Origin of the sequence: Clostridium manihotivorum (assembly GCF_004015185.1) — a bacterium.
Taxonomy (GTDB): Bacteria; Bacillota; Clostridia; order Clostridiales; family Clostridiaceae; genus Clostridium_AR; species Clostridium_AR manihotivorum.
In genome coordinates this window covers 6253821-6270755 of record NZ_CP025746.1, presented here as the reverse complement: position 1 = coordinate 6270755, position 16935 = coordinate 6253821, and the positions used below count along the sequence as shown (strand labels likewise).

Annotated in this window: 13 protein-coding genes and 1 other annotated feature; of the genes, 12 read left to right on the top strand and 1 reads right to left on the bottom strand. The window is 31.9% G+C overall.

Annotation, left to right across the window (positions count from 1 at the left end):
• The first annotated feature begins 138 nt into the window (after positions 1-138).
• From C1I91_RS27535 to C1I91_RS27510, 6 genes are all read left to right on the top strand, one after another.
• Positions 139-2634 (top strand): LTA synthase family protein, encoded by a 2496-nt coding sequence (locus tag C1I91_RS27535; RefSeq protein WP_128215791.1) that lies wholly within the window; start codon positions 139-141, stop codon positions 2632-2634.
• A gap of 119 nt (positions 2635-2753) precedes the next feature.
• Positions 2754-3015: a binding site (T-box leader), on the top strand.
• A gap of 247 nt (positions 3016-3262) precedes the next feature.
• Positions 3263-3889 (top strand): class I SAM-dependent methyltransferase, encoded by a 627-nt coding sequence (locus C1I91_RS27530; protein ID WP_128215790.1) that lies wholly within the window; start codon positions 3263-3265, stop codon positions 3887-3889.
• A 164-nt stretch (positions 3890-4053) separates the two neighbouring features.
• A complete protein-coding gene (locus C1I91_RS27525; RefSeq protein WP_128215789.1) occupies positions 4054-5199 on the top strand; it encodes a trans-sulfuration enzyme family protein in 1146 nt (381 codons plus the stop codon).
• A 116-nt stretch (positions 5200-5315) separates the two neighbouring features.
• On the top strand, positions 5316-6227 hold the full coding sequence (locus C1I91_RS27520; protein ID WP_128215788.1) for a PLP-dependent cysteine synthase family protein: 912 nt from the start codon (positions 5316-5318) through the stop codon (positions 6225-6227).
• 281 nt (positions 6228-6508) lie between these two features.
• Positions 6509-7192: a DUF1361 domain-containing protein gene (locus C1I91_RS27515; RefSeq protein ID WP_338032631.1), complete on the top strand. Its 684-nt coding sequence runs from the start codon at positions 6509-6511 to the stop codon at positions 7190-7192.
• Between the two features lies 1 nt (position 7193).
• Positions 7194-7751: a nucleotidyltransferase gene (locus C1I91_RS27510; protein WP_164880688.1), complete on the top strand. Its 558-nt coding sequence runs from the start codon at positions 7194-7196 to the stop codon at positions 7749-7751.
• 119 nt (positions 7752-7870) lie between these two features.
• Here C1I91_RS27510 and C1I91_RS27505 read toward each other — a convergent pair whose 3' ends face one another.
• The gene (locus tag C1I91_RS27505; protein WP_128215785.1) at positions 7871-9586 is read right to left on the bottom strand and encodes a methyl-accepting chemotaxis protein; all 1716 of its coding nucleotides are present in this window, start codon (positions 9584-9586) and stop codon (positions 7871-7873) included.
• Positions 9587-10078: 492 nt separating this feature from the next.
• On the opposite strand from C1I91_RS27505, the gene C1I91_RS27500 reads away from it, so the two are divergent.
• The 6 genes from C1I91_RS27500 (at position 10079) to C1I91_RS27480 (ending at position 16040) form a co-directional block, all read left to right on the top strand.
• Positions 10079-11251, top strand: coding sequence for an ABC transporter substrate-binding protein (locus tag C1I91_RS27500; protein ID WP_128215784.1), 1173 nt, complete (start codon positions 10079-10081; stop codon positions 11249-11251).
• A 127-nt stretch (positions 11252-11378) separates the two neighbouring features.
• On the top strand, positions 11379-12554 hold the full coding sequence (locus C1I91_RS27495) for an ABC transporter substrate-binding protein (RefSeq protein WP_128215783.1): 1176 nt from the start codon (positions 11379-11381) through the stop codon (positions 12552-12554).
• 58 nt (positions 12555-12612) lie between these two features.
• Positions 12613-13500 carry a branched-chain amino acid ABC transporter permease gene (locus tag C1I91_RS28655; RefSeq protein ID WP_238475897.1) on the top strand — a complete coding sequence of 296 codons (888 nt, stop codon included), beginning with the start codon at positions 12613-12615 and terminating at the stop codon, positions 13498-13500.
• A 3-nt stretch (positions 13501-13503) separates the two neighbouring features.
• Positions 13504-14559, top strand: coding sequence for a branched-chain amino acid ABC transporter permease (locus C1I91_RS28650; RefSeq protein ID WP_205694261.1), 1056 nt, complete (start codon positions 13504-13506; stop codon positions 14557-14559).
• Positions 14546-15316: an ABC transporter ATP-binding protein gene (locus C1I91_RS27485; protein WP_128215782.1), complete on the top strand. Its 771-nt coding sequence runs from the start codon at positions 14546-14548 to the stop codon at positions 15314-15316. Before C1I91_RS28650 ends, C1I91_RS27485 begins: the two co-directional genes overlap by 14 nt.
• Positions 15309-16040, top strand: coding sequence for an ABC transporter ATP-binding protein (locus tag C1I91_RS27480; RefSeq protein ID WP_128215781.1), 732 nt, complete (start codon positions 15309-15311; stop codon positions 16038-16040). The genes C1I91_RS27485 and C1I91_RS27480 overlap by 8 nt, the downstream gene beginning before the upstream one ends.
• Positions 16041-16935: the final 895 nt, after the last annotated feature.

The following is a 16935-nucleotide window of genomic DNA, read 5'->3' as shown; positions in this document are numbered from 1 at the left end:
ATACATTCAGAAAGGCAGATGTGCAAAAAAGGTTACTGAAGAAAATCGCTTCAGTAACCTTTTTTATTGGCATACGGATATTTATGTCATTGTTGGGTATCTTAATTACAGAGAATTTCCTAGGAGGGATACTTTGCAATGTTAAGGTACATAAGAAAAAACATAAATACCATATTAATAATATCTCTACTTGTGGGAGCTTCATTGTTGAATGTTTCGCAATATAATGATGTTTTAACAGGAGTATATCTATTAGTCGTTGAAATGGGAATTGTATTTTGCCTTGGTATATTGAAAGCGTCGATAAATATTAAATCAGTATTAATTATATCAATAATAAACTTAGCGTTTATTAATTTTAATATAAGATCTAATGCGTACTTGTTAAATGTACTATTTTTATCATGCGTTGCTTGGTATGTATTGACAAGGCTATTAATCAAAAATAAATATATTTTTTTGATTTTGTATGTGATTGGAGTATCAGGAATATTTCTATTAGATAAGGCATGGATAGATTTAGATCTATTTGTAGTATTGTTTTATCCAATTTATCTAGTTGGCTATATGTCTAGAGAAAGCTCTACCTATGGCAATTTAAAACAAGATTTATTAATAGGGATTAGTATCCCCATAAATGCTTTTATATTAGATAAAATTTCAAGATTAGAAGATGTTTTTAGTAGCGGTAAAGGAGTTTTAGTACTTAACATCTTAACTAATGATGTCAAGACATCATTAGTAGCGCTTTTTGTATATATTTATTCAGCAATTGTAGCTATGTCTGTTGGGTATTTATTATACAGGTTATTAGGCGTGATTGTAAAAAGAGGTAAGCAAGCCAGTTCATTACACAGTAGAACTTTTAGGAAGAATGTTGTCTTAAATCTAAATACTACATTAATATTAATAACACTTATAGCTTATTCTGGAGATTGTATATTAAAGAATCAATTAATCTATGATATTGCAAAGTTTTTTGATATGAGACAATTAATAAATATGCTAGTTCTAATTGTTATAAATATGTTGTTAATCTCTTTAATAGGAGCAAATCTTGGAAGATTATTGTTTTATTTCTTTTCATGTGCATTTTTAATAGCTAATTTTATTAAATTGAAGTATTTTGATGAGCCATTTTATCCCTGGGATATATATTTGATTAAAGATGCTTATATGATTGGAGCTAGGTACATTGATTATAGGATTATGATATTTATGGCTATTGCTATAGTACTCTCTTTACTTATAATTATTAAGTTTAGAAAGAAAATCATGTTACTCTTTATGCCTAAGCCTGATTTTGTTATGATTATGCTCTCTGTTATTGTGACAGGATGTAGTATTTATTATTTAAGCTACACCAAGAGTTTAGTTGATTTAGGACTAGGTAAGTCCTGGTATATTGGAAAGCAGGATACCTTACAAAATGGGATTTTTTTAGAAAATTATTTTTTGATGAGCGACTATAAAAATTACTTAGCAGATAAGCCTGAGGAATACTCCAAGGAAAAGATAGATAATATAGTTAATAAGCTTAATAACCACAAGGAAGTAGAGGTTCTATCAGATATTGATACAAAGCCAAATGTTGTACTTATAATGAGCGAAAGTTTTTGGGATCCTACAAGGCTTAATGGAGTTAAGTTTGATAAAGATATAATGGGAAATATAAGAGCCAATGAAAAAGGAAATATATTATCTCCAGTATTTGGGGGAGGTACTGCGAATGTTGAGTTTGAGGCTTTAACTGGGCTGTCGAATTACTTTACAAGTCCAGGTGTGATGCCATACAATGTGTATCTTAGGAGAACCACTCCTAGTATAGCCACAGTTTTTGATAGAAATGATTATGAAACTATAGCAATTCATCCTAATGATGGAACCTTTTATAATAGAGATAAGGTATATAAATATTTCGGGTTTAAAAAATTTATAGACATAGAGGGGTTTGATAAAAATAATGACTGCAAAGGTACTAATGTTTCTGACGATAAATTAGTGGATAAGATATTAAAACAGCTTAATGATGGAGATAGACCTAAGTTTATCTTTGCGGTAACTATGCAAAATCACGACCCTTATTATAAGGAATACGATAAGCTAGAGGTAAACACATATTCAGATAAATTAAATGAAACTGAACTTTCTGTTATAAGTAATTATGCATCTGGTATATATGATGCAGACCAAGCTTTTGGAAGATTAATTAGTAGCTTAAAGGAATGTGGAAGACCAACACTAGTATATTATTTTGGAGATCATCTTCCAAGGTTAGGTAGTCCTGCTGGTAATTATGATGTGTACAATGCACTAAATTATTTTAAAGATAAGGAGAGAATAGAAGCGGATATTAATTCTTATACAACTCCTTTAGCAGCTTGGTCTAACTATAAATCTATATCTAATATAGAACCAATAATATCTCCAGCTCAGTTATCATTACATATACTAAAAGAATCCAAGGTTTCATATCCCGTTTATTTTAATATATTAGATGAAGTAAGAAAAACTCATCCTTATTTACAAAATCATATAAACAGTAGAAATATTCAAAATGAAGAGGCTGTAAAAGATTATAAATTAATACAATATGATCTACTGTTTGGTGATCAATATCTTAGTAAGAATTAAGTTATTGTTAAAGTTAAGTGCTAAAATTAATAGTAAAAAAAGTATATTTTTTTGTTGACAAATTTTTAAGTTCAGCATATTATTATAGTATAACCTAGAAAGTTGATAGGAAAGATAGGAATAGCGCTATGATAAGAAATAGTAGCATAAGCATAGCTATCAGAGATAAATCTCCATTGGCTGAAAGAGATTTTTAGTAAAACTTATGTGAATGCATCTTTGAGCACTGCCTCGAATTATAGTAGACGGCAGCAGGTACGCCTGTTACAGCGTTAGGGTATAGGATTATAAGTGTACCTAAATTATGAGATAACCTTATTTTCTTTTGAATAATTAGGGTTAATTAGAGTGGAATCGCGGAATATAACTTCTGCCTCTATATATTAGAGGTAGGAGTTTTTTATTTTATCTTAATATTAGAACCATTCTATTATTCTGAATTTCCTATGATAGGTATACTTTACGAAAACTTAATTTATGTACGTTCGATAATACGGGCTTCTGAGAATTATGGGGCATATATAAATTAATAGTTGAAGTTGGATACCTATAGAGTAATTCTATTATTGAATAATATTACAATTTTAATTGTCTAAATAATACTTTTATTTTGAAAGGAGAGAATATTATGAATTCTAATCAGTATTTTGATAGTATAGCAAATAAGTGGAATACTATGAGAAGTGAGTATTTTAAAGATGAGGTAAGAGATAGAATAGTATCTAAATTTGATATAAAAGGTAAGGTAGTGGCTGATTTAGGATGTGGAACTGGATTCGTATCTTTGGGCCTTGCGGAAAAATCAGCTATGGTGTTTTCTTTAGATAGATCTTACAACATGCTAAGAGAACTTAAGGGTTCTGCGAATAGTAAAGGACTAAAAAATATATATCCTATAAAGTCATCTCTTGATGATTTAGCTTTGTTTGATGATTCTATAGACGGTGTATTTATTAATATGGCTTTGCATCATATTGTTGATGCTGAAAAAGCGATTAAAGAAATGTACAGAGTATTAAAGCTAAACGGAACGGTTTTAATATCAGATGTATATCAACATGATGGTGAGTGGGCAAAGGAAGAAATGTTTGATGAATGGCTTGGTTTCTCAGAAGAGCAGATAAAACAGTGGTTAAGCAATGCTGGATTTACAGATATAAGTGTCATAGACACTGGATTACGATGTGAGGGATATTCAAGTAAAGGTGAATTTACTAATCCAGGAATATTTATGGCTACAGCAGTAAAAAGATAAATTTAAATATGAATCACTTCATTAAGGATTTTAGTGCTTATAGAATTTTATGAGGTGATTCATAAAAGATTATTTTAACGTATAGAACTTTATAGTTCAGAAGTAATTGTATATATAAATAGAATTGTAACAGATATAAACTTAAATATTAGGAGGAAAAGCATATGAATTTTGAATCATTACTTATACACGGAGGAATAGATGGAGATGAAAGAACAGGAGCGGTTAATGTACCTATATTTCAGACTTCCACATATAAGCAGCCAGGTTTTGGGGTAAATAAAGGATATGAATATTCGAGAACAGGAAATCCTACAAGAGAAGCGGTAGAAAAGTTAATTGCTGAACTAGAAAGAGGTTATGCAGGATATGCTTTTGCTTCAGGAATGGCAGCAATAACCGCAGTGGTATCTCTATTTAAGTCAGGAGATAAACTATTGATATCAAATAACCTTTATGGCGGTACCTTCAGAGTATTAGATAAGGTGTTTAAGAATTTTGATATATCCTATGGCATAGTTAATACTACAGATCTTGAAGAAGTTAGGGCGAGTATAGATGATAAAGTTAAGGCTATATTCATAGAGACACCCACTAATCCTCTTATGGATATTACTGATATACAAGCTGTTTCAAAAATAGCTAAGGAAAAGTCTATATTAACAGTTGTAGACAATACTTTTATGACACCTTATCTTCAAAGACCAATTGAGTTAGGAGCAGATATAGTAGTTCATAGTGCAACTAAATATTTAGGTGGTCATAGTGATCTAGTAGCGGGACTTGTTGTAGTAAATAATTCTGAGCTAAGTGAAAGACTTCACTTCATTCAGAATTCTACAGGCGGCGTTTTAGCTCCTTTTGATTCATTCTTATTAATAAGAGGAATAAAAACTTTAGCTGTGAGAATGGATAGACATAATAAAAATGCTGATGTTATAGCTAGATATTTAAATGGTAGAGAAGAAATAGAGAAGGTGTACTATCCAGGACTTGAAAGCCATTCTGGACATGATACTCATAAAAGGCAAGCAAGTGGCTTTGGAGGAGTAATATCCTTTGTCCTTAAAGATAGCTATGATTATAAGAAGTTTGTAGAATCTTTAGAGGTAGTAACTTTTGGAGAAAGCCTTGGTGGAGTAGAATCCCTAGTTTGCCACCCAGCATCTATGACACATGGATCTATACCTTATGAGATAAGACAAAATGTTGGAATAGTTGATAATCTAATTAGACTTTCAATAGGAATAGAAAGCGAAGAGGATCTAATTAAAGATATACAAAATGCATTAGATAAATCAAGAATATAGCAGTAGTAATTCTAGGCTATATTAAGATTGAGTATTGAAATTAATTAAGTAGTTAGTCATCTTATGCTTTAATGAGCTTATTAAGACTTATTGATGAAATTGAGAAGGTGAGAGGTATGAAATATATAGATGATATTAGGGAGTTAATAGGGAATACTCCTATTATTAAATTGAATCACTTTAACTTAAAGAAGGATGTTAATATATTTGCTAAGCTAGAATATTGGAATCCTGGTGGAAGTGTAAAAGATAGAATTGGCGAATATATGATAAAAGCTGCTGAAGATGAAGGAACACTGAAGGAAGGATATACTATAATAGAAGCAACAGCTGGCAATACTGGCTTAGGGGTTGCGCTAGCAGCAATAAACAGAGGATATAATATAATATTCGTAGTTCCAACAAAGTTTTCAGAAGAAAAACAAATGCTTATGAGGGCATTAGGTGCTAAGGTTATAAATACGCCTAGAGAGCTAGGGATGCTTGGGGCTGTAGCTAAGGCCGAGGACCTTTTGGCTACTATAGAGGATTCTATAAGTTTAAAGCAGTTTGAAAATATATATAATCCATTAGCTCATTATGAAACAACAGGGCCAGAGATATATGAGGCCTTAGAGGGCAATATAGATTATTTTGTTGCAGGAGCTGGTAGCGGGGGCACTTATACTGGTATAGCAAAATATCTTAAAGAGCAAGATAGTAGGATAAAAGGCATTTTAGCTGATCCTGAGGGCTCAACAATGGGAGGCGGCACAGCAGGATGTTATAATATAGAGGGGATAGGCAATGATTTCATCCCGAAAACTATGGATATGGATTTAGTAGATGATATAATAAAGGTTAATGATGAAGAAGCTTTTAGGTTAGTTAGAGAGCTTGCTCATAAAGAGGGAATAATAGTTGGTAGCTCGTCAGGAGCAGCATTGTCAGCGGCACTTAAGCTTGCAGAAAAGGTAGACAAGGGCAATATAGTCACTGTTTTCCCAGATAGAGGAGATAGGTATTTAAGTAAAGGAATATATGTATAGTTATTCCTTGTGTAAAAAGTAGTTGTTTTAAAAATATAAGTTTTGGTATTAAGTGATACAGATATATAATAATTTAGAGTTAGATAGAATAATGAAGTTTTAGAATTGCAGGGATTAGCTTATCTCTGCAATTTTGTAATTTCTAGGTTAACATTTTTTACCTTTATGTAAACATAATAAGAATTAAAGATGTATAATATATAGATACACGATAAAATTGATCTATAAAATGGAGTGATACTTTGAAATCTAATACAAATAGTTTGATTACAACAAAAAATATGCTAAGAGCTATCAGTATTATATATTCTTTATGGATATTTATATCGCCATACAAAAGTCCTTATTTTATGGTTTGGAATCTTTTTCTAGCATGGATCCCATTAGAGATTATTGATTTAATAATAAGAATCAATAATTCTTTTAAAGCAAAGAATGTATTTGTGATAAACTATATTCTATGGATATTATGGATTCTATTTTATCCTAATTCACCATATATGGTTACAGATTTTATTCATATTATAGGCAATAAGTATGTTTTAAGTAGGCCTATTCACCCCAATTATGCTATTACAAATAGAATAATGTTCAATGATAACTTTAAAATTTGGCTTGATTTTGTTAATATCGCTATTGGTGTATGGTTAGGATATATTGTAGGATTTATTGCGTTAAACAAGGCTCATAAAACTTTCTTTCGTAAGCTTGGTTTTGCTAAGTCTTGGCTTATTGTATTTCTTATTAATATAATAAGTGGGTACGCTATATATCTAGGACGCTTTATACGATGGAATAGTTGGGATATCATAACTAAGCCTAAAAATATATTCATAATATTATTAAATAATATAAATAGGAAAAGCTTTTATTTTACGATACTTTTTGGTGGATTTATGTTTATTCTATATTTAATACACTATGCCATTACTATTAATAATAAGCTTGTAGAGGGAGAAGATTAATTTGAAATTTGAAGATTTGTACTATATTGCTGATAAGCTTAATGCAAATGACATAAGATGGGTTATAGGATCGTCTGTATTGCTTTATTTTCATGGAATTGTAGATAAACCTAACGATATAGATATAATAATTGATGAAAAAGATATAGTTAGGGCAAAGAAGATTTTTGACGAAATAGGGATAGAAGAAAATAAAGAGAATATGGAGCCGTTTTTAACAGAGTATTTTTATACATATATAGTAAAAAATACATACGTAGATGTAATGTGCAATTTTGCATTAAGACATGATTATGGTATATATAGGTTTATACTTGATGAAGAGGCTATAGTAGAAAACAAAAAAGTAAATGATTCGGTACTTCCGCTAAGCTCTTTGGAGGACTGGTATGTACTATATCAGCTAATGCCTGGAAGAGAGAGTAAGATTAAGATGATAGAAGATTACTTGAAGGAAAATGGTGTTGAGAGTTTTGGGTTATTACAAAGGGCATTGAAGCAAGAGTTACCTGTAAAAGTAGTTGAAAGTATCAAATTGATTTATGATGTTAAAGAATAACATTATTATTTATTAGTCTTATTTCATGTTAAACTAGATTCATTAAACATTAGCAAAAACTCCACTGAATAAGTCTCATTCAGTGGAGTTTTTGCTATCTTTAAGAACAGAGGCCAGTATTAAAGAGTGAATTTGCTGGTTAAGATAGTTAGTTTTTGAGCTAGTTCAGCTTGAGAGGTAGCAGTTCGACTTACTTCCTCTATAGCTGAAGCTGTTTCTGATATACTTTCTATAATTTCTTGAGAAGAAGCATTTGTTTGTTGAGACATTGCACTTATATTCTCGATTTCTGTATTAATTTTGTTGACAATCCCTTTTATAGATGAAGAAGATTGGTGGAATTTTTTTGAGATATCAGCTACCAGTTTAGCGTCATCACCGTATTGATAACCTATATTTATCATTTCTTCATTGTTAGGTGTAACTGTATCTTCGATATATTTGAGTATATTGTTAGCGTTACTAGATAGATTCTTAAATGCTGACTCTATCTGATCTGTTATTTTAGTTATATTTTTAACTGCAGCCATAGAACTATCTGCTAGTTTTATTATTTCTCCAGCAACTACCGCAAAACCTCTTCCGGCTTCACCAGCTCTTGCTGATTCTATCATTGCATTAAGTGCTAGAAGGTTTGTCTGATCGGCTATTTGTGTTATAGTTGTTGCCATTACTTTAATTTCTGAAACTACTTTTCCTTGCTCTATGGAGCTTAAGACAGCTTCTTGATTAGAGTGGTACAAGTCTTTAGAATTATTTACTAGCTCAGTAGAATTAGCTTTAAGTTTTGATGCTCTCGCTTCTATATCCTTTGCAGAGTTATAACTATCATCTGCATTGGAGCCTAAATCTGTCACCTGTGAAGTTATCTTATCAGTAGAGTAATTTACTTCTTCTATACTTGAAGTTAGCTCCTGAACACCGCTTCCTATGTGCTGTATGCTTTCATTAATAGTGTCTACCTTTGAGGTTACTTCCTCTATGGTTGCAGATAGTTCTTCGCTTGAGGAACTTAAATTAACAGCACTATTATTTATTTCTGATATAACCTGTCTTAGTGATGAAACAGTTTCATTTAATGAATTTTCTATTACTCCGAATTCATCCATGTTTTTTACCTTCACTGTGGTTGATAAATCCCCATTTTTTAACCTTTCAGTAAAGCTTATTATAGACTTTAGTTTCTTTGATATATAAGATCTTAAGTAAGCTGAACAAATAGCAGCTAAAGTTAAAGATATTCCTAATATTATGTAAGTTGTGGTTAAGGATGAATTGTATGTACTCTTAGAATCTTCATAAGCCTGTCTAGCTTCGTTTTGATTAAATAATACTATACTTTTAATAGTGTTATCTACTGAATCTCTCTTTAATGTAACATTAGTTATTAGTTCTTTAGCTTTTGAATAGTCTCCAAGTTTCACAGCATCTAAGACTTCATCTCTAGCTTTTATATAATCATCTAACATCATTTTTAAATCTTTTAATAAAGATTTTTCTTTGCTTGAAGTTACTGACGTTTCATATTGTTGCATTATGCTGCTATTTTCCATGTTTATGGAATTGATTTCGTCATTATATCTAGTTAGATTGTAACTATTTCTTTGATCAGCTGCCAATAAGGTGTTAAGTTGAGATTCTTGAACGTTCTCTCTCAGAGTTCTTACATCTTCTATAGCTTTCATATTTACTGAATAGATGTGTTTTAAGTTATCATTAACTGACCTTAAGTTAAATATTTCACTTAATCCTATTACAAGTAATAATGAAAGAAGTACTAAAAAGATGAAAGAAATCTTGGTAGTAAGTTTGATGGAATTATTGTTCCTTTTCATACAGTAGCCCCCTTTTTAGTAAAAAAACGAATGTTATAATGAATATTTTAACATAATTATAGAAACTTTTAAATGAAATATATGGTATATATTAGGGTAATACGTTTACATTTGACAATAATTTATCTGAATAATTAAAAAAAAGAAATTGCATAATTTGTTTACAAAAAATCAAATCAATTTAGTTCAATTGAAGAAACACATGTGTACTCCAGTGGAGGACAAATAATAAAATGTGTATTTTTATGATAGAATAATAAAAATTAGCTTAAATATCAAACAATGTGTTAATGATTTTGGATTAATATTGGCAATATAATAAATATATACAAAGATGTATAGTATGTAAACAAAAATGAAGTTTTGAATAAAAACGCAAGACTAATTTTCAATTGACAGAAAATAAAGTGCTGATATAAAATAAACACCAAGATATAGAGTTTAAGTGAAGCAATAAGCAATAATTCGTAAATTTATGAGGGGGATTAAAAAATGAAAAGGAAATTAGCTGTTCTAATAAGTGCAGTATTGGCAGTGGGAACTTTCCTTACAAGCTGCCAGGTTGAAAAAGTATCAGATTCAAAGGAAAGTAGTAGCGATACAATAAAGATTGGGGTTTTTGAACCTCTTACCGGTGCGAATGCAGGTGGAGGAGAATTAGAAGTTGAAGGAATAAAACTTGCAAACAAGCTTTATCCTGAAGTCAACGGCAAAAAGATTGAACTAGTAGTAGTTGATAATAAATCAGATAAGGTAGAAGCGTCAAATGCTGCTTCAAGGCTTGTGGAGAAAGAAAAAGTAACGGCTATTATAGGAAGTTGGGGAAGTTCATTATCAATGGCCGCTGGAGATATAATAAAAAATGCTAAAATACCTACAGTTGCAACATCAGCAACGAATCCGCTGGTTACTAAGGGAAATGAGTATTACTTTAGAGTTTGTTTTATAGATCCTTTCCAAGGAACAGTAATGGCTAATTATGCTTATTCAAAGCTTAATGCTAAGAAGGTGGCAATTGTACAAGAAGTTTCTAACGATTATGCAGTTGGACTTGCAAAGTATTTTACTGACTCGTTTACAAAACTGACTGGTGATAGTAAGGCTGTATTATCCACATCGAATTATAATACTGGTGATCAAGATTTCACTGCTCAGCTAACAAATATAAAGACACAAAATCCAGATGTGATTTTTGCTCCTGGCAACTTTACTGAATCAGCTCTTTTAATAAAACAAGCTAGAGACCTAGGGATAAAGTGTCCAATAGTTGGAGGCGATACTTGGGAAACTCCGGACTTTTTAAAAATAGGTGGCAGTGCAGTTGAAGGATCAGTATTCTCTACTTTCTTTGCTACGGAAAAACCTATAACTAAAGAGTCGGAGAAGTTTTTAGATGCATATAAGAAGGAGTATAACGGAAAAGAACCGGCAGCTGTATCTGCACTTGCATATGATGCATATCTGCTATTAGTGGATGGTCTTAAGAGAACAGGATCAACCGACTCTGTTAAGTTAAGAGATGAGCTTACAAAGACTAAAGACTTTCAAGGTGCAGCTGGGGTTGTTAACTTTGATGAAGATAGAAATGCGGTAAAATCAGCAGTGATTAAGCAGGTTAAAGACGGTAAGTTCTCCTATCTAGATATAGTAGAACCAGCAAAGTAACAGAGGGGGGATTAGCTTTAAGCTGATTCTCCGTATTTTCAAGAACAGTAATCTACAATGAACAGAATAATCTACTAAAGATAGGAATTATTCAAATAGTAGATATTATGCAGGGGGAAGAAGAAAGATGAAGAAAAAAATTGCGATTATCATAAGTGCAGTGCTGACAGCGGGAGTAGTTCTTTCAGGTTGTCAGGTTGAGAAGGTATCCGATTCAAGTGCAAGCAGCAATAGCGATACTATAAAAATTGGTGTTTTTGAACCACTTACTGGAGCTAATGCCGGTGGTGGAGAATTAGAAGTGGAAGGAATAAAACTTGCAAATAAGCTTTATCCAGAAGTGAATGGAAAAAAGATTGAACTAGTAGTAGTTGATAATAAATCCGATAAAGTAGAAGCATCTAATGCTGCTTCAAGGCTTGTAGAAAAAGAAAAGGTTACAGCTATAATAGGCAGTTATGGAAGCTCTCTCTCTATGGCAGCTGGAGACATAATAAAGAATGCAAAGATACCAACAGTTGCAACTTCAGCAACAAATCCGTTAGTTACTAAGGGAAATGATTATTATTTTAGAGTTTGCTTTATAGATCCTTTCCAAGGTACTGTAATGGCTAATTATGCTTACTCAAAGCTTAATGCTAAGAAGGTGGCAATTGTACAAGAAGTTTCTAATGACTATGCAGTTGGGCTTGCAAAGTATTTTAATGATTCATTCACAAAGCTTAGTGGTGATAGCAAAGCAATAGTTTCAACATCAAACTATAATACTGGAGATCAAGATTTTAGTGCTCAATTAACTAATATAAAGTCACAAAATCCAGATGTAATCTTTGCGCCTGGTAACTTTACAGAATCAGCTCTTTTAATTAAGCAAGCAAGAGATTTAGGTATAAAGGTCCCTATAATAGGTGGAGATACTTGGGAAACACCAGATTTCTTAAAGATAGGTGGTCAAGCTGTAGAAGGAGCAGTATTTTCAACTGCCTTTGCAACAGAAAAACCAGTTACAAAGGAATCAGAAAAATTCTTAGAAGAATATAAGAAAGAATATAGTGGAAAAGATGCTTCTGCAATGTCTGCTCTTGGTTATGATTCATATCTAATACTGGTAGATGCACTTAAGAGATCAGGCTCAAATGACTCTGTTAAGTTGAGAGATGAGCTTGCTAAGACTAAAGACTTCCAAGGGGCAACTGGTGTAATCAATTTTGATGAAGATAGAAATGCAATAAAAGCAGCAATTATAAAGACTGTTAAGGCTGGTAAGTTTACTTACCTAGATACGGTAGAACCAACAAAATAAAAATTTTGAGGACCAACTTTATGTAGGTTCTCAATACTTTAAGGAGATGAAATTAAGAATGGGGACATTTTTGCAGCATTTAGCAAATGGAATATCATTAGGTAGCTTATATGCATTGATAGCTATAGGATACACTATGGTTTATGGAATATTAAGACTTATAAATTTTGCCCACGGTGACATATTTATGATGGCTGCATACTTTACCTTTTATGGAATAGCAGTTTTTGCTATGCCATGGTATGCTTCGGTATTATTAGCCATACTACTTACTATTATTCTTGGGGTTGTTATAGAAAAGGTTGCTTATAAACCTATAAGAAATGCTCCAAAGATATCTATACTTATATCTGCCATAGGAGTTTCCTTCTTCTTAGAAAACCTAGGAACTGTTTTATTTGGTGGAGTTCCTAAGGCTTTCCCCCAGGTTCCACTATTTACTGATGTTATAAAGCTTGGATCGGTTTCAATACAAAGACTTACTATTATAATTCCAGTAGCAACCGTAATTATATTATTTTTATTATTATATATTGTAAACCACACAAAAGTTGGAATGGCCATGAGAGCTGTTTCTAAGGATTATGAAATATCATCATTAATGACTATAAATATAAATAGAATAATAACCTTAACTTTTGCAATTGGTTCTGGTTTAGCAGCTATCGGAAGTATAATGTGGGGTCTTAAGTTCCCAAATATAAATCCGCTTATGGGAGTTATGCCTGGACTTAAATGTTTTATAGCTGCTGTTATAGGAGGAATAGGAAATATAACTGGTGCAGTTGTAGGTGGCTTTGTGTTAGGGGTAGGGGAGATAATGTTAGTTGCAATTTTCCCTGGACTTACTGGCTATAGAGATGCTTTTGCTTTTGTGCTTTTAATAGTTATATTGCTATTTAAGCCAACAGGAATAATGGGTGAAAGGATTTCAGAGAAGGTGTAGATGATGAAAAAGAGAAATTTAATACTTACAGCAAGTTCATTTGTTCTACTTATACTATTTTTAGTATATGCGGATAAGAACTTTGATCCATATAAAACAAGAATTTTAAATCTATGTGCTATATATGCTATTTTGGCTTTAAGTATGAACTTGATTAATGGATTTACAGGACTGTTTTCTTTGGGACATGCGGGATTTATAGCTATAGGTGCATATACCACTGCATTATTAACCATGTCACCAGCTATGAAAGCTCAGAACTTTTTTATGCAGCCTATAGCTAAGCCTTTAGCAAACTTACAAATGCCTTTCCCAGTAGCACTTATAGTAGCAGGTTTGATTTCAGCTTTTATAGCATACCTTATAGGTGCTCCAGCCTTAAGATTAAAGGGAGATTACTTGGCTATAGCAACACTTGGGTTTGCAGAAATTATAAGAGTTATAATAAATAACACTCAGTCTATAACGAATGGTGCATTAGGCTTAAAGGGAATTCCTGTTACTACTAATATATGGTGGAGCTTTGGTATATTTATAATTACTGTAATATTAATGGTATCATTTATTAATAGTAGTTTTGGAAGAGCTCTTAAAGCAATAAGAGAAGATGAGATAGCTGCTGAAAGCATGGGAATAAATCTTTTTAGAAATAAAACTTTGGCTTTTACAATAGGGGCTTTCTTTGCAGGGGTAGGTGGAGGATTGCTTTCAAATTCGTTGGGAACAATAGATCCTTCAATGTTTAAGTTTATGCTTACCTTCAATATACTGTTGATAATAGTCTTAGGTGGAATGGGAAGTATAACCGGAACTATAATAGCATCTTTCATAATAACTATAGCTGGAGAAGCTTTAAGATTTCTGGATGAAACTATAACTATAGGAGGTTATAGAATAAAAGGTGTAGCTGGTACAAGAATGGTGGTGTTTTCAGCACTTTTAATGATTGCAGTACTGTTCTTTAGTAAGGGCCTAATGGGTAATAAAGAATTTTCCTGGAATGGTCTACTGGGGCTGTTTAGAAGCAAAAAAGGAGGAAGCCAAGATGAAGTTGCTTAGTGCTGACAAAATAACAATGAAATTTGGTGGACTTACTGCCGTTAAAGACTTTAGTTTAGAGCTAAATAAGGGAGAAATAGTTGCACTGATTGGGCCTAACGGGGCAGGAAAAACCACTGCCTTCAATATGATAACTGGGGTTTATACTCCTACTGAAGGAAAGATATTTTTGAACAAAGAAAAGATATCTGGTTTGAAGCCAGATGCCATAACTAAAAAAGGGATAGCTAGAACTTTTCAAAATATAAGGCTTTTTGGGGAGCTTTCTGTATTAGATAATGTTCTTATAGCTAATCATCTTCATTTAAAGTCGATGTTTTTAGAAGGGATGTTTAAGCTACCTAGATATAGAAGAGAAGAAAAGGAAATGATTGAAAAGTCATTAGAATTGCTTAAGAGAGTAGATCTTTACGACTTGAAAGACGAGAAGGCTAGTTCTTTACCCTATGGTAAGCAAAGAAGATTAGAGATAGCTAGAGGGCTAGCAACTAATCCTGAAATAATGCTTTTAGATGAACCAGCTGCAGGCATGAACCCTAAAGAGTCAGATGAGCTTACCAGCTTTATAAATGAGATAAGAAATGAATTTGGACTAACTATATTTATGATAGAGCATCATATGCCTTTAGTTATGGGCATATCAGATAGAATATATGTGCTGGATCACGGAGTTACAATAGCTCATGGAACACCTTATGAAATTCAAAACAATTCAAAGGTTATTGAGGCTTACTTGGGGGTGAAGGAAGATGCTTAAGATAGAAGATTTAGTAGTATCTTATGGGGCTATAGAGGCTCTAAAGGGTATATCTATAAATGTAGAGCAGGGCAAGATAGTTACTTTAGTTGGAGCTAACGGAGCTGGGAAAAGTACTACTTTGAGAGCTACAGTTGGTCTAACTAAGGTTAAATCAGGAAAGATAATTTATGATGGTGTTGATATAACTAATAAAAAGACAGAGGATATACCAAAGTTAGGACTTAATTTAGTTCCCGAAGGAAGAAGGGTTTTTCCTAATCTCACAGTTCTAGAAAACATTAAATTAGGAGCTTATTTTAGGAAGGACAAAAAGGAAATAGAAAAGGATATTAAATGGATCTATGAATTATTTCCAAGATTAGAGGAAAGAAAGTGGCAGCTTGCAGGTACCCTGTCAGGAGGGGAACAGCAGATGCTTGCACTTGGTCGAGCTTTAATGGCAAGACCAAAGCTTCTTATGATGGATGAACCATCTCTAGGGCTTGCACCTATAATAGTTAAAGATATCTTCAATATAATTCAAGAGATAAGAAGACAGGGCGTTACTATACTATTAATAGAACAAAATGCAAACCTTGCTTTAAAGGCAGCTGATTATGGCTATGTACTGGAAACTGGGAAGATAATAATGGAAGGTACAGGAGAAGAGCTTCTTAAAAATGAAGATATAAAAAATGCTTATTTAGGAGAAGCTGTAAAGAAAAAAGAAATAGCTAATTAAAATAAATGAAAAAAAATTACTAATGCATAGGCATTAGTAATTTTTTTCTTAGGGAAAAGATTAATGTTAAATTTCTTAGTCTAATTTCTGTATTGTGGATGTCTAATAATTTAATTATTAAGGGATTAATTAAATAATACGAGCTTTTTGTGGCAGTTATATGGCAAAATTATGTGATATTATGTTTCGAATCTAACTGGCATATTTTTATATATAATTATAAATAATCTTAGAATAAGTAGAAAAAAACATTCATAGAATATAAATCAGTGGTAATTTTTTTTACTGTTAATGAAAGTATAAACTTTTTTGCTAGCTAAACCTAGTAATATCAAGGTTTTGGAGTAGATATTTAGGGTAAACAGTAAAAAATATTATGTCGCCATTTAAAAATGTTTAAGATTTACAATTTATAAACGGTTTCATTTGAATGTATTATAAATTTGATTCTTTAACGTTTCATTTAAACTTCCAATGAAGGTGATAAAGCCTTTTTGTAGAATATAGTAAAATATGGAAAATAATTTGATATTGGGGGCATGATTTATGAGCAAGTTAGAAAATAATTCGGAGAACCTTATTGCTGAAGAGGTAGTAGAAACAAAAGAATTAGCCCAGAAGGAAAACGGAGCAAAAAAGAAAACAGTTAGAACTAGAAAAGCAAAAACAGAAGGAGTTAGTAAGAATATAGATCCCAATACTGAAGTTGCCAGTGATGATGATAAAGCTACTAAGAAAGTATCAAGAACTAAGAGGTCAACAAAAAAGAAAGAGGACAATTTAGAAGTTACTGCACAAAAATCAAAAGTTGACAATGAGAAGAAGGCTAAGAAAACTTCAAAAAGAACAGATAAGGCTAAAGCTACTGTTATAGAAAAAGAGGTCAAGCCTACTA

Coding starts and splice junctions, on each gene's coding strand:
- C1I91_RS27515 (WP_338032631.1), top strand. CDS start 6,509: ATGCTAAGAGCTATCAGTATTATATATTCTTTATGGATATTTATATCG.
- C1I91_RS27485 (WP_128215782.1), top strand. CDS start 14,546: ATGAAGTTGCTTAGTGCTGACAAAATAACAATGAAATTTGGTGGACTT.
- C1I91_RS28650 (WP_205694261.1), top strand. CDS start 13,504: ATGAAAAAGAGAAATTTAATACTTACAGCAAGTTCATTTGTTCTACTT.
- C1I91_RS27520 (WP_128215788.1), top strand. CDS start 5,316: ATGAAATATATAGATGATATTAGGGAGTTAATAGGGAATACTCCTATT.
- C1I91_RS27500 (WP_128215784.1), top strand. CDS start 10,079: ATGAAAAGGAAATTAGCTGTTCTAATAAGTGCAGTATTGGCAGTGGGA.
- C1I91_RS27535 (WP_128215791.1), top strand. CDS start 139: ATGTTAAGGTACATAAGAAAAAACATAAATACCATATTAATAATATCT.
- C1I91_RS28655 (WP_238475897.1), top strand. CDS start 12,613: ATGGGGACATTTTTGCAGCATTTAGCAAATGGAATATCATTAGGTAGC.
- C1I91_RS27530 (WP_128215790.1), top strand. CDS start 3,263: ATGAATTCTAATCAGTATTTTGATAGTATAGCAAATAAGTGGAATACT.
- C1I91_RS27505 (WP_128215785.1), bottom strand. CDS start 9,586: ATGAAAAGGAACAATAATTCCATCAAACTTACTACCAAGATTTCTTTC.
- C1I91_RS27495 (WP_128215783.1), top strand. CDS start 11,379: ATGAAGAAAAAAATTGCGATTATCATAAGTGCAGTGCTGACAGCGGGA.
- C1I91_RS27525 (WP_128215789.1), top strand. CDS start 4,054: ATGAATTTTGAATCATTACTTATACACGGAGGAATAGATGGAGATGAA.
- C1I91_RS27480 (WP_128215781.1), top strand. CDS start 15,309: ATGCTTAAGATAGAAGATTTAGTAGTATCTTATGGGGCTATAGAGGCT.